Origin of the sequence: Lacinutrix sp. C3R15, assembly GCF_018860825.1 — a bacterium.
GTDB lineage: Bacteria > Bacteroidota > Bacteroidia > Flavobacteriales > Flavobacteriaceae > Oceanihabitans.
Map to the genome: position 1 here is coordinate 53,732 of NZ_JAHKPZ010000015.1, position 12,205 is coordinate 65,936.

General features: G+C 30.4%; 13 protein-coding genes. 7 read left to right on the forward strand and 6 right to left on the reverse strand.

Features of this window, described 5'->3' with window-relative positions; genetic code table 11:
- Positions 1-2: 2 nt before the first annotated feature.
- From KO494_RS05755 to KO494_RS05765, 3 genes are all read left to right on the forward strand, one after another.
- Entirely contained in the window at positions 3-395 is a 393-nt protein-coding gene (locus KO494_RS05755; RefSeq protein ID WP_215966651.1) for a DUF423 domain-containing protein, read from the forward strand.
- 62 nt (positions 396-457) lie between these two features.
- Complete coding sequence (pckA, locus tag KO494_RS05760) at positions 458-2,071, forward strand: phosphoenolpyruvate carboxykinase (ATP) (RefSeq protein ID WP_215966652.1); 1,614 nt, start codon at positions 458-460, stop codon at positions 2,069-2,071.
- Between the two features lie 93 nt (positions 2,072-2,164).
- On the forward strand, positions 2,165-3,058 hold the full coding sequence (locus KO494_RS05765; RefSeq protein WP_215966653.1) for a T9SS type A sorting domain-containing protein: 894 nt from the start codon (positions 2,165-2,167) through the stop codon (positions 3,056-3,058).
- Positions 3,059-3,127: 69 nt separating this feature from the next.
- Here KO494_RS05765 and KO494_RS05770 read toward each other — a convergent pair whose 3' ends face one another.
- Together KO494_RS05770 and KO494_RS05775 are read right to left on the reverse strand one after the other, a co-directional pair.
- Entirely contained in the window at positions 3,128-3,877 is a 750-nt protein-coding gene (locus KO494_RS05770; protein WP_215966654.1) for a uroporphyrinogen-III synthase, read from the reverse strand.
- A gap of 21 nt (positions 3,878-3,898) precedes the next feature.
- The gene (locus tag KO494_RS05775) at positions 3,899-4,549 is read right to left on the reverse strand and encodes a DUF4271 domain-containing protein (protein WP_215966655.1); all 651 of its coding nucleotides are present in this window, start codon (positions 4,547-4,549) and stop codon (positions 3,899-3,901) included.
- A 107-nt stretch (positions 4,550-4,656) separates the two neighbouring features.
- Here KO494_RS05775 and KO494_RS05780 point away from each other — a divergent pair, with 107 nt between their 5' ends.
- Genes KO494_RS05780 through KO494_RS05790 form a run of 3 tightly spaced genes read left to right on the forward strand, consistent with a single transcriptional unit; the run spans position 4,657 to position 7,203 of the window.
- Positions 4,657-5,424, forward strand: coding sequence for a polyprenol monophosphomannose synthase (locus KO494_RS05780; protein ID WP_215966656.1), 768 nt, complete (start codon positions 4,657-4,659; stop codon positions 5,422-5,424).
- A complete protein-coding gene (locus KO494_RS05785; protein WP_215966657.1) occupies positions 5,399-6,745 on the forward strand; it encodes a dihydroorotase in 1,347 nt (448 codons plus the stop codon). The genes KO494_RS05780 and KO494_RS05785 overlap by 26 nt, the downstream gene beginning before the upstream one ends.
- Positions 6,745-7,203, forward strand: a complete 459-nt coding sequence (locus KO494_RS05790) for a DUF4296 domain-containing protein (RefSeq protein WP_215966658.1) — start codon at positions 6,745-6,747, stop codon at positions 7,201-7,203. The genes KO494_RS05785 and KO494_RS05790 overlap by 1 nt, the downstream gene beginning before the upstream one ends.
- 25 nt (positions 7,204-7,228) lie before the next feature.
- Here the strand turns inward: KO494_RS05790 and KO494_RS05795 are convergent, their stop codons facing one another.
- Complete coding sequence (locus KO494_RS05795; protein ID WP_215966659.1) at positions 7,229-8,236, reverse strand: NAD-dependent epimerase/dehydratase family protein; 1,008 nt, start codon at positions 8,234-8,236, stop codon at positions 7,229-7,231.
- 87 nt (positions 8,237-8,323) lie between these two features.
- On the opposite strand from KO494_RS05795, the gene tyrS reads away from it, so the two are divergent.
- On the forward strand, positions 8,324-9,631 hold the full coding sequence (gene tyrS, locus KO494_RS05800) for a tyrosine--tRNA ligase (RefSeq protein ID WP_215966660.1): 1,308 nt from the start codon (positions 8,324-8,326) through the stop codon (positions 9,629-9,631).
- A gap of 204 nt (positions 9,632-9,835) precedes the next feature.
- On the opposite strand, the gene KO494_RS05805 is transcribed toward tyrS, so the two are convergent.
- From KO494_RS05805 to KO494_RS05815, 3 genes are all read right to left on the reverse strand, one after another.
- A complete protein-coding gene (locus KO494_RS05805; protein ID WP_215966661.1) occupies positions 9,836-10,276 on the reverse strand; it encodes a YHS domain-containing (seleno)protein in 441 nt (146 codons plus the stop codon).
- Positions 10,277-10,315: 39 nt separating this feature from the next.
- Positions 10,316-11,296 (reverse strand): acyl transferase, encoded by a 981-nt coding sequence (locus KO494_RS05810; protein WP_215966662.1) that lies wholly within the window; start codon positions 11,294-11,296, stop codon positions 10,316-10,318.
- 85 nt (positions 11,297-11,381) lie between these two features.
- On the reverse strand, positions 11,382-12,173 hold the full coding sequence (locus KO494_RS05815; protein ID WP_215966663.1) for a T9SS type A sorting domain-containing protein: 792 nt from the start codon (positions 12,171-12,173) through the stop codon (positions 11,382-11,384).
- Positions 12,174-12,205 lie beyond the last annotated feature (32 nt).

Consider the following 12,205-nt stretch of genomic DNA (forward strand, 5'->3'; position numbering starts at 1 on the left):
TTATGGATAAAAAATTATTAATTACTGGGTCTGTTTTTGGAATAATAGCAATTATGCTAGGGGCTTTTGCAGCTCATGGTTTAAAATCTTTAATTTCTGAAGCCTCATTACAGTCTTTTGAAACCGGTGTACGTTACCAAATGTATCACGCTATTTTACTTTTAATTTTAGGGACTATGGGTAAAAAAACGATTCAGTATAAAAAGACCATTTATATACTTATAGTTGTTGGTGTTTTGTTTTTTTCTGGTTCTATTTATGGGTTATCTACTAATGTACTATCTAGTGTGAACTTTACTAAAATAGCCCTGATTACGCCGTTAGGAGGACTTTTATTAATAGCTGCTTGGTTGTTCTTGTTGGTAAGTTTTTTTAAAATAAATGACGATATTTAAAATTTTAGATGGCTACTTCCAAATAAAATTTTAATTTTGTGGCTTAAACAACACATAAAAATATGGTTAATCATACTCAATTAACGAAATCGATTTCGTTAGAAAAATATGGAATCAAAAATGCAAAAATTAATTATCAACTTTCACCAGAAAAACTTCACGAAATTACTGTTGAAAAAAAACAAGGTGTAACCTCTTCTTCTGGAGCATTAGCTGTTAATACGGGAGAGTTTACAGGTAGGTCGCCAAAAGATAGGTTTATTGTTAAAGACGATATAACTAAAGATAAAGTATGGTGGGGAAATATAAATATTCCTTTTGATTCTGAAAAATTTGAAAAACTATATAATAAAGTAACAGACTATTTATCTAACAAAGAAGTTTTTGTTAGAGATAGCTATGCTTGTGCAGATGTAGATTACAAATTAAATATTAGAGTAATTAATGAACATCCTTGGACTAACATGTTTGCGTATAATATGTTTTTACGTCCTACAGAAGAAGAGTTAAAGGATTTTACACCAGAATGGACTATTGTAAATGCTCCAGGTTTTATGGCAGACCCAGAAGTAGATGGTACACGTCAACATAACTTTGCTATATTAGACTTTACAAGAAAAATTATTTTAATTGGTGGTACTGGTTATACTGGTGAAATTAAAAAAGGAATATTTTCTGCCTTAAATTTTATACTTCCTGTATTTAAAAATACCTTACCAATGCATTGTAGTGCAAATGTTGGTAAAGATGGAGATACTGCTATTTTCTTTGGACTTTCTGGAACAGGAAAAACAACTTTATCTACAGATCCTGAAAGAAGTTTAATAGGTGATGATGAACATGGTTGGACAGCAGAAAACACTGTTTTTAATTTTGAAGGTGGTTGTTACGCTAAAGTAATTAACCTATCTAAAGAACAAGAACCAGAGATTTATGCAGCTATTAAAAAAGGAGCTATTTTAGAAAATGTAATAATGAATGATAAGGGAGAGGTAGATTTTGCAGATACTTCTATTACTCAAAATACCAGAGTGAGTTACCCAATTTATCACATTGATAATATTAGAGTACCTTCTATTGGTAAAAACCCAAAAAATATATTTTTCTTAACAGCAGATGCTTTTGGTGTATTGCCTCCAATTTCTAAATTAACTCCTGGTCAAGCAGCGTACCATTTTATTTCTGGTTATACTGCTAAAGTAGCAGGAACGGAAGACGGAATAGATGAGCCTTTACCAAGTTTTTCTGCTTGTTTTGGAGCGCCTTTTATGCCTTTACACCCAACAAAATATGCCGAAATGCTAAGTCAGAAAATGAAAGATGCAGGAGTAAATGTTTGGTTGGTGAATACAGGTTGGACTGGTGGACCTTATGGCGTTGGTTCTAGAATGAAATTAAAATATACTAGAGCTATGATTACTGCTGCTATGGATGGTAGTTTAGAGGCTGCTAATAAAGATAATTATCACATACATTCTGTGTTTGGATTAAACCAACCTAGAACCTGTCCTAATGTACCTACAGAAGTTTTAAGTCCGAGATCTACTTGGAATGATGATGAAGGTTATTACAAAACGGCTTATAAGTTATCAAATTCATTTAGAACCAATTTTAAGCAATTTGAAGAGTTTGCAAACCAGGAAATTATGGATGGAGCACCAAATACGCCGTCTTAACTAGTTGAAATACAGTTATATTTGTTGAACTGCCTTGTAGGATTTTTAATAATAGTTTAACTTTATAAGTATAAATTTATAAAGCTATTAATTATGAAAAAAACACTACTTTTTGTGGCTATTGTTATAGCCATGCAGATGAAAACCCAGGCACAGTCAACGGCTGTGCCTAATGCGGATTTTGAACAGTTTCTAATCACATATACTACTATTGATGGACCATTAGATGGTTATATATTAGATAGTGAAGCAGCCTCGGTTACTGGTACTTTAAATTTAGGAGGAACAGCACCTTACAATGCGATTGATGATTTTACTGGTATTGAAGCATTAACAGGTATTACAGGTTTGGTTATTACCTATAACTCAGCAGTAACTAGTTTAGATGTTTCTGCTAATACAAGTTTAACATTATTAAATACTGAAGGAAGTACTTCATTAAGTAATATTGTAACTGGAACAAACGCTACTTTAAGTGAATTTAGAATTCCTGGTTCTCCAGTTGGTACTGTAGATTTATCTGGAAATCCGAGTATAACAATAGTTGATGTACGTCAAACTAGTTTAACATCATTAGATATGCGTAATGGTAATAACGCTAATGTAACATCATTTGATTCGCGTTTTAACGGAAGTCTTGAATGTATCTTTGTTGATGATAAAGATGCCACCTATTTAACTTCTTGGTTAAAGGATAGCGGTGTTTTTGTGAATGATGAAGCAGGTTGTTCTACACTTTCTGTAGCTAATGAAACGGAGTTTACTTTTAATATTTACCCTAATCCTGCTAAAAACAGTATTTATGTTATGTCTAGTTTACAAGAATCGAAGATTCAAGTTTATGATATAACAGGTAAGTTGGTGTTAAAAGAGCAAATGCAGTTTGGTGAAAATACAATAGATGTTAGTGCTATGGCTCCTGGAGTGTATTTAGCAAGAATATTAGCAGATGGTAAATCACAAACTAAAAAAATACTGATTCAGTAAAACAATTAAAATAACTAACAAAAAAAAGCGCAACTATGTTGCGCTTTTTTTATTTGTATAGTTTAAAAACTATTTTCCTTTATTTATTTTGTTTATGTACTTTTCTAAAGCCATAGTCATTGAAGGTGTTTCTGGTGTTGGTGCAGCAATATCTACACGTAATCCATGTGCTTCAACCGCTTTAATAGTAGTATTGCCAAAAACAGCTATTCTAGTGTTATTTTGTTTAAAATCTGGGAAATTGTGAAATAAAGAGTCTATTCCAGAAGGGCTGAAAAATACTAAAATATCATAGTATACATTTGCTAAATCAGATAGGTCACTAATTACTGTTTTGTAAAAAACAGCTTGTTTCCAATTAACACCTAAACCGTCAAGTATGGTAGGAACCTCAGGTTTTAGTTTATCTGTAGTTGGTAATAAAAAAGTTTCGTCTTTATATTTTTTAATAGTTGGCGATAACTCAGCAAAAGTTCTTTTACCAACATAAATTTTACGCTTTCGGTATACTACATATTTTTGTAGATAGTAGGCAACGGCTTCAGATTGGCAGAAGTATTTTAAAGTATCTGGTACTTTAAAACGCATTTCTTCTGCAACTCTAAAAAAATGGTCTACAGCATTTCTACTCGTTAAAATGATTGCAGTATACTTGCTTAAATCTACTTTTTGTAGTCTTATTTCTTTTGCAGGAACCCCTTCTACGTGAATAAAAGGGCGAAAATCAATTTTTACTTTTTGCTTTTCTTGCAAATCAAAATAAGGTGAGTTTTCTATTTTAGGTTCTGGTTGAGATACTAAAATGGTTTTGACTTTCATATAATAGCTAAATTTAAAACCCTAACTGTAGTCTATAAACAACTTATATAATACTAGATAAGGTGAAATTTCAAGTGTGCAAAGATACAAAATAAAATAAAATAAATTGGCTTTTATTAAACTTTGATAGGTCTTATAAGAAGTAATAATGCTAATACAATTAATTAACACAAAAACAATTAAAAGAATTTGCAATATAAGTGGTGTGGGCACTATGCTAAACAATAATATAAAATTTATAGGAATCAATAATAAACCTATAAAATTTTTATAACTCATTTTTTGAAAAACATAAAAATCTATAGTAGTATCTATATTAAATAAATTGCCTAAAAGATGCTCTGTAGATGTTTTTGCTAGAATGATTATAGCAATTCCTATAATAGTTTTTATTAAAAAAGTAGGTATATCTACTATTTCACCAACAAAGCTTTCGTATAAAAATACGCTGAAAATACTAGCGGAAATTAATAAGTTGATAAAGAGTAAAATGTTAAAACCATCTATAACTTTTAAATCTCTAGCGTATACTTTTAAATATCTAAAATTACTTAATAGGTTAGTAAAGTCATGAAATCGTTTTGTAAATAATATTTTTGCAGTAGCAACTATAGCTAAGCATAGCAATAGTAATATAGTAAAGATTTCATTAGATATTATTTCACGAAGCATAGCGTAAAATTATTATAAATAATCGTATTCTAGTTCTATTTTTTAAGGAATATTTAAAAAAAATAAACTTTTAAATAGCTTACATTTGCTAAAATTAAATGCTTTTTATGCAAGACGCTATTATAATCATACCAACATACAACGAAATAGAAAACATAGAGGCTATTATTAGAGCTGTGTTTTCTCTTGAAAAAGCGTTTGATGTTTTAGTGGTAGATGACTCGTCTCCAGATTTAACAGCACAAAAAGTAAAAGAATTACAAGAACAGTTTCCTGGTCGTTTACATCTAGAAGTTAGAAAAGAAAAATCTGGTTTAGGTACTGCTTATATTCACGGTTTTAAATGGTGTTTAAAAAGAGACTATCGTTATATTTTTGAAATGGATGCAGATTTTTCTCATAATCCAAAAGATTTAACACGTTTATACCATACCTGTCATGTAGAAGGAGCAGATTTAGCCATAGGATCACGATATGTAAAAGGAGTAAATGTTGTAAATTGGCCCATGAGTAGAGTCTTACTTTCTTATTTAGCATCTAAATATGTGCGTTTTATTACACGTATGAAAATACATGATACTACAGCAGGATTTGTATGTTATAAAAGAGAAGTATTAGAATCTTTTAATTTAGATAAAATAAAATTTAAAGGCTATGCTTTTCAAATAGAAATGAAATTCAATGCCTACTGTAAAAATTTTATAATAAAAGAAATTCCAGTTATTTTTACAGATAGAACCAAAGGAGAATCTAAATTAAGTTCAGGTATTATTTCTGAAGCAATTTTTGGAGTGATTTCTATGAAGTTTAAAAGTATATTTAAAAAAGCAAATAAAGTAAATAAAGAAAATGCAACACAAACAAACACTAATTAAGAATGCAAGAATTGTAAATGAAGGCAGCATCTTTCATGGTGATATTCTTATTGAAGGAGAGTACATTAAAGAAATAAGCGAATCTATTAGTGCAAAATCTGCTGATGTACATATTTTTGATGCAGAAGATAATTATTTGCTTCCAGGTGTTATTGATGATCAAGTACATTTTAGAGAACCAGGATTAACACACAAGGCAAATATAGAAACAGAGTCTAAGGCTGCAATAGCTGGTGGTATTACCTCTTTTATTGAAATGCCAAACACCAATCCGCAAACTACAACCATAGAGAAATTAAATGAAAAGTTTGAAATAGCAGCAAAAACCTCTTCGGCTAACTATTCTTTTATGTTTGGCGGAACCAATGATAACCTAGATGAAATTTTAAAAGTAGACCCGAAACAGGTAGCAGCTTTAAAGTTGTTTTTAGGTTCTTCTACCGGAAATATGTTGGTAGATAACCCAGAAGTACTAGAAAAAATATTCTCTAGTACAAAACTACTTATTGCTGTGCATTGTGAAGATGAAGGTACTATTAAAAGTAACTTAGCAGAATATGTAGAAAAATTTGGTGATGATATACCAATTAAACACCATCCAGATATTAGAAGCGAAGAAGCTTGTTACTTATCTTCTTCAAAAGCTATAGAACTTGCTAAAAAAACAGGAGCAAGGTTACACGTTTTTCATTTGTCAACTGCTAAAGAAACAAGTTTATTTACTAATAAAATTCCTTTAAAAGATAAAAAAATAACAGCTGAGGTTTGTGTGCACCACTTATGGTTTACAGATAAAGATTACGATAGTAAAGGCACCTTTATTAAATGGAATCCTGCTGTAAAATCACAAAAAGATAAAGATGGCTTATGGAAAGCTTTATTAGATGATAGAATAGATGTTATAGCTACAGATCATGCGCCACATACTTTAGAAGAAAAGAAAAATGTATATACAAAAGCTCCTTCTGGTGGCCCTTTAGTGCAACACGCACTTCCTGCAATGTTAGAAATGCACCATAGAGGAAAAATTACCTTAGAAAAGTTAGTAGAAAAAATGTGCCATAATCCTGCTGTATTATTTGAAGTAGAAAAACGCGGATTTATAAAAGAAGGATATTTTGCAGATTTAGTATTGGTAGATTTAAGTAGTCCTTGGACAGTTAAAAAAGATAATATTTTGTACAAATGTGGTTGGTCTCCTTTTGAAGGTACAACCTTTAAGTCAAGAATAACACATACCTTTGTAAATGGAAGTTTAGCGTATAAAAATTTTAAGTTTTATGATGTTAAAGCTGCTAAACAATTAACATTTAACAGATAATGAAACACCTTATTTATATATCTTTTTTGCTGTTATTTGTTTCTTGTTACAACAAGAATAAGCCTAAAAAACCAGATAATCTTATTGCTAAAGACAAAATGGTTACTGTTTTAGTAGATATGTCTTTATATAATTCTGCAAAAGGGGTTAATAAAAAAGTAATAGAAAATAGTGGTGTAAAATTACAAGAGCAAATTTATGCAAAACATGAAATAGATAGTGCGCAATTTGCTAATAGTAATTATTACTACACGTATAATACAGAGCTTTACAACGAGATATATAAACAAGTTAAAGACAGCTTAACAAAGCTTAAAAATAAGTATAAGGCAATAGATGTAGTAGAAAGCAAGCAAAAGAAAGTGCAAGATTCTATTAAACGATCTAAATTAAAAAGTGTCACAACTAAAAACTATTTAAACAAACCACTAAAAGCAGCAGTTTCTAAAAAAGACTGATAAAAAACTATACAAAATAATTAAATTATTGCTCTTTTAAAAATTGATTAGCAACCCTTTCTATCGTTTTTTCAATAGGTGTAAAATTATAATTTAATGCTTTGGTAATTTTTTGGTTGTTATAATCTGTAATAGTTAAAGCCGATGTAGCATTTTGTTTGGTAAACATTCTAGGTTTACCTGTAAGCAAACTTTTTAACCAATCGGCTCTCCAGCCAATAGCAAGCATTAAAGAAGTAGCTTGTTTTTTAGGAGATTCTATATTTAAATACTTAGCAATAATTTCTGTACATTGTTTAAAGCTTAAGTTTTTAGCAACTACAACAAAGCGTTGGTTTACTATATTGCTTTTCATTAATAGTAACATGCATTGCACAACGTCTATAACATCAACATATCCTGTGGTTCCTGTAACATAATAAGGTAATTTGTTATACACTTTTTTAAAGAGTAAACCACTGCCAGCATGCCAAAAGCCAGCACCTAAAATAATTCCAGGATTAATTATTACAGCATCTAAACCTTCTTGTGTGCCTCGCCAAACTTCCATTTCTGCACCATTTTTAGTAATACTGTACACGCTGTTGTCTGCTTCTGGGTTCCAAAAGATTTCTTCGTCAATTAAACTAGCGTCTTCCTTGTTTCCTAAAGTAGCAATAGAACTTACATAACATAGTTTTTCAATACTATTTGCAAGACTTAAATTTACAATATTTGCTGTGCCTTCAATATTTGTTTTTCTAAGTGTATGGTAATCTTTTGGGTCAAATGAAATAAACGCAGCGCAATGGTACACTTTTGTTATACCTTTAAAAGCTTCGGTTAATTGTGGAATATTTAATATATCTGCTTCTACCCATTCTATTTTATTAAAAAGAATAGTAACTTCATCTGAAAAGTAAGAAAACACTTTTTTTACAGATTCTAACTTTTCTTTATTTCTGTAAATAGCACGAATGTTTTGGTTGTTTTTAACCAATTCAAAAAGCAAATGTGAGCCTACTAAACCTGTTCCTCCTGTAACTAAAATCATAAAACAAAAATAGTCTTTTTTGTTATTCTCTTTCCTCTTTTGAAGGATAAACATATCTTTGCTAGACTTTAGTATAATAAATAAGAAATGAACTATAATTTAGTAGAAGAATTAACGTGGAGAGGAATGGTACATGATATCATGCCAGGAACAGAAGAACAATTAAATAAAGAGATGACCACTGCTTATATTGGTTTTGATCCAACATCAGACTCCTTACATATTGGTAGTTTGGTTCCTATTATTTTATTAATGCATTTAGAAAAAGCAGGACATAAACCAATTGCTTTGGTTGGTGGTGCTACAGGTATGATTGGTGATCCTTCTGGTAAAAGCGATGAGCGTAACCTGCTAGATGAAGCAACTTTAAACCATAATGTTGCAGGAATTAAGCGTGTGTTATCGCGTTTTCTTAATTTTTCTTCGGAAGAAAAAAACGCTCCAATTTTAGTAAACAACTATGATTGGATGAAAACCTTTAGTTTTATAGACTTTGCTCGTGATGTTGGTAAGCGAATTACTGTAAACTATATGATGGCAAAAGATTCTGTTAAAAAACGTTTGTCTGGCGAAGAAGGAAACGTAGGGATGTCTTTTACAGAGTTTACCTACCAATTAATTCAAGGGTATGATTTTTATCACTTGTATAAACAACATAACTGTTTATTACAAATGGGAGGAAGCGACCAATGGGGAAACATTACCACAGGAACAGAATTGGTAAGAAGAATGAACGTTGGTGAAGAAGCAAAAGCCTATGCTATGACTTGTCCTTTAATAACTAAAGCAGATGGGTCTAAATTTGGAAAAAGTGAAGGAGGAAACGTTTGGTTAGATGCAGATAAAACTTCGGTTTATAAATTTTACCAATTTTGGTTAAATACAAGTGATGAAGATGCAGAAAAGTATATTAAAATTTTTACTTTTTTAGATAAAGATACTATTGATGCTTTAATAGTAGAACACAAACAAATGCCTCACCTACGTATATTACAAAAACGTTTAGCAGAAGAAGTTACTACTTTGGTACATTCAAAATCAGATTTTGAAAATGCTGAAAAAGCATCTAATATTTTATTTAGCAAGTCTTTTAAAGAAGATATAAATACTTTAGATGAAAATACTTTTTTAGATGTTTTTGAAGGTGTACCACAAGCTGAGGTTTCTAAACAAGATATAGAAGCAGGATTAGATATGATTGCTGCACTTGCTGCGCAAACTAACTTTTTGGCTTCTAATGGTGAAGCTAGAAGAGCTTTAAAAGAAAACTCGGTTTCTGTAAATAAAGAAAAGGTAAAAGAAGATTATAAAATTACAAATCAAGATTTAATTAATGATACTTACGTAGTTATTAATAAAGGTAAACGTAATACCTACATTATTAAAGCAGTTTAGTTTATATATTACTTTTTGTTTTAAATGCTCCTTACTTTTATTAAAGTAAGGAGCATTTTTCTTTTTATAATAGCATTTGTAGTTTGTAAAAAAATAAAAAGCCTGGTTAAAAATAACCAGGCTTTAAAACTAACCAATTAACTAAAAAATTAATCTTTCTTTTTCTAGCATTATTTTAGTCGCTTGTTTATCAAGAAACTTACATTATTTATATTTTATTTTTTCCCAGTTTGTATTTGCTTTTTCAAGTAATAGGTTTGGGTTTTCATCGTTCCAAAGTTTTAGTGTATTGGTTCCCCAAGCATTATAAAATAGATATAGTTTGTTGTTTATAACTTGAAATGCTTCAGGATTAATGCCCACTTTTTTAGATTTTAAAGCAATGGCATAAGCACAATAACCACCAAATTGAGGACTGTATTTTTCTGGGTTTTTAATAAATGTATTTAAATTTTCTTTAGTAGAAAATAAATAGGTTACACCATTATGTTGTGTTGTGTATGTGTTGTTTCCTTCTAAGGCTTGGTTGTTAAAATATGCTACCACATCATAGCCTTCAGCAGCAACCCCTTTATCTGTATTGTAATCTATTTCTTGCGCGTGAATAGTACAAACTGTTATAAAGAATAAGATAAGTGTTTTCATATGTTGCTTTTTTGATAGGTCGAAAAAAACAATATAAAATTACAATACCATTAAATTACAGCCTCTTATGTCGCTATGGTCAAACCTACCAAGTATTTGAAAAGAACCATCATTGCTTACTTTTCCTAAATCTTGAGTAGCAATAAAAGAGCAAGAATTAACATTTGCTAAATCTATAACATTTATTCCTCCTGTTTTTCCTGCTGATTGTATGGTTAATGCGTCTTCAATATCACGAGTTACAACTTGCATCCAATTTGGACATTTAAAAACACCATTTCCAGTAGAGTATGCTTGGCTTAATAATTCGGTCATACCATACTCGCTGTGTATGTTTTGTACGCCAAAACCTTGTTTTAAAATAGCGTGTAATTCTTCTCTTATTAATTCTTTTCGTCTTCCTTTCATGCCTCCAGTTTCCATAATAATGGTATTGTTTAATTTAAAGGTATGACTTTCTACTAGGTCTAATAATGCAAAAGAAACTCCAATTAGTAGTACTTTTTCGCCTTGGTTGTCTAAAGTTTCTAATTTGGTTTTTAAATCGGAAAGGTTATTTAAATAAAAACCGCTTTCTGGTTTTTTAGATTTATTAATTAAATCGTTAACCATATAGATTAATGAAGAGCCTTCACGTTCTAAATAGTTAGGTAACAAAGCAAGAATGGTATAGTCTTCAATATTACCATAAAAGTGTTTAAAGCCTTTTAAAAAGCTTTCTTCGTAAATAGAAACATTAGTTACTTGGTGTTTACTTGTAATGCTTCCTGTGGTGCCACTACTGGTAAATGTTTCTTGAATTTTATCCTTAGTACTTAAAACTTCATGAGTTTTAAAAAATGAAATAGGTAAAAACGGAATGTCTTCAATACGTTTTACATCACTAGGGTGTATGTATAACAAATCGCAAAAAGAACGATATATAGCATTGTTTTCAAATTGAAATTTAAAAATTTGTAATGCTACAGTTTTAAAATCTAATTGGGTTTTAATACTAAATATATTGTCTGTGTTAATCATGACTTTTTAATGAAGAACAAAAGTATGTAAAATAAAAAAGCGTTACTCTATAGAGCAACGCTTTTTATATACTAAAAAAAGGAAATTATTTAATTACTAATTTTTTAGTAGTGCTATTTCCGTTTTGTGTTAATTTTAAAATGTAAACTCCAGCAGTTAAATTAGAAACATTTAAAGTTTGGTTTGCTACGTTTTGAGCCAATACTTGTTTACCTAAAACATCAAAAACAGAAACTTGAAGAGCTTGGTTGTTGTTTGTTTTAATAGTAACTGTTCCGTTTGTTACAGGGTTTGGGTATACAAAGAATGTCGTTCTTTCTAATAGGTTTGTTCCTAAAGTAAAACCTTGATTTGAATTAAGTGATCCAAATGAGCTAGTTGAAGGGGAACTCCAAGTAAAGTCTCCATAAGTAGTACCAGAACCAATAAGTTGTAAAGAGCTTCCAACAGGGGTTGAGCTTGTTTCCGAAACACCTATATCTGTAGAAGTCATTTCTTCAGCAGTCCCCTCATTAATTGTTATTACTCCTTCGTAACTTAAAAATTGAATTATAGTATCTGTATTATCTACTAGAGCTAATCCATCAGGTGCACCATTTTGAATTCCAGCTTTAAAAAAAGCTAGTGTTCCATAACCCATACCTTCATTTGGAATTATTCCAGATAATGTAACAGTGTCATACTCGCTTGAATTACTACCATTGTAAAGGACAACTTCCCACCCAGATAAATCTGTTCCAGCAGGACCTGCTATTTCAAACCCTTCGCCTGTATCGCTTCCAGTATTGTCATAATGCAATTCGTTAATGAAAACATTTTGAGCAGCTAGGCTTGTTGTAATTAATAGTGTTAATAATAAAAAGTAGATTTTTTTCATAATAAATAATTGAATTTAGTGATTGTTATGCC

Excerpts from the sequence above, each read along its gene's own strand:
- KO494_RS05785 (WP_215966657.1), top strand. The coding sequence starts at position 5,399 with ATGCAACACAAACAAACACTAATTAAGAATGCAAGAATTGTAAATGAA.
- KO494_RS05765 (WP_215966653.1), top strand. The coding sequence starts at position 2,165 with ATGAAAAAAACACTACTTTTTGTGGCTATTGTTATAGCCATGCAGATG.
- KO494_RS05805 (WP_215966661.1), bottom strand. The coding sequence starts at position 10,276 with ATGAAAACACTTATCTTATTCTTTATAACAGTTTGTACTATTCACGCG.
- pckA (WP_215966652.1), top strand. The coding sequence starts at position 458 with ATGGTTAATCATACTCAATTAACGAAATCGATTTCGTTAGAAAAATAT.
- tyrS (WP_215966660.1), top strand. The coding sequence starts at position 8,324 with ATGAACTATAATTTAGTAGAAGAATTAACGTGGAGAGGAATGGTACAT.
- KO494_RS05770 (WP_215966654.1), bottom strand. The coding sequence starts at position 3,877 with ATGAAAGTCAAAACCATTTTAGTATCTCAACCAGAACCTAAAATAGAA.
- KO494_RS05790 (WP_215966658.1), top strand. The coding sequence starts at position 6,745 with ATGAAACACCTTATTTATATATCTTTTTTGCTGTTATTTGTTTCTTGT.
- KO494_RS05780 (WP_215966656.1), top strand. The coding sequence starts at position 4,657 with ATGCAAGACGCTATTATAATCATACCAACATACAACGAAATAGAAAAC.
- KO494_RS05815 (WP_215966663.1), bottom strand. The coding sequence starts at position 12,173 with ATGAAAAAAATCTACTTTTTATTATTAACACTATTAATTACAACAAGC.
- KO494_RS05795 (WP_215966659.1), bottom strand. The coding sequence starts at position 8,236 with ATGATTTTAGTTACAGGAGGAACAGGTTTAGTAGGCTCACATTTGCTT.
- KO494_RS05810 (WP_215966662.1), bottom strand. The coding sequence starts at position 11,296 with ATGATTAACACAGACAATATATTTAGTATTAAAACCCAATTAGATTTT.
- KO494_RS05775 (WP_215966655.1), bottom strand. The coding sequence starts at position 4,549 with ATGCTTCGTGAAATAATATCTAATGAAATCTTTACTATATTACTATTG.
- KO494_RS05755 (WP_215966651.1), top strand. The coding sequence starts at position 3 with ATGGATAAAAAATTATTAATTACTGGGTCTGTTTTTGGAATAATAGCA.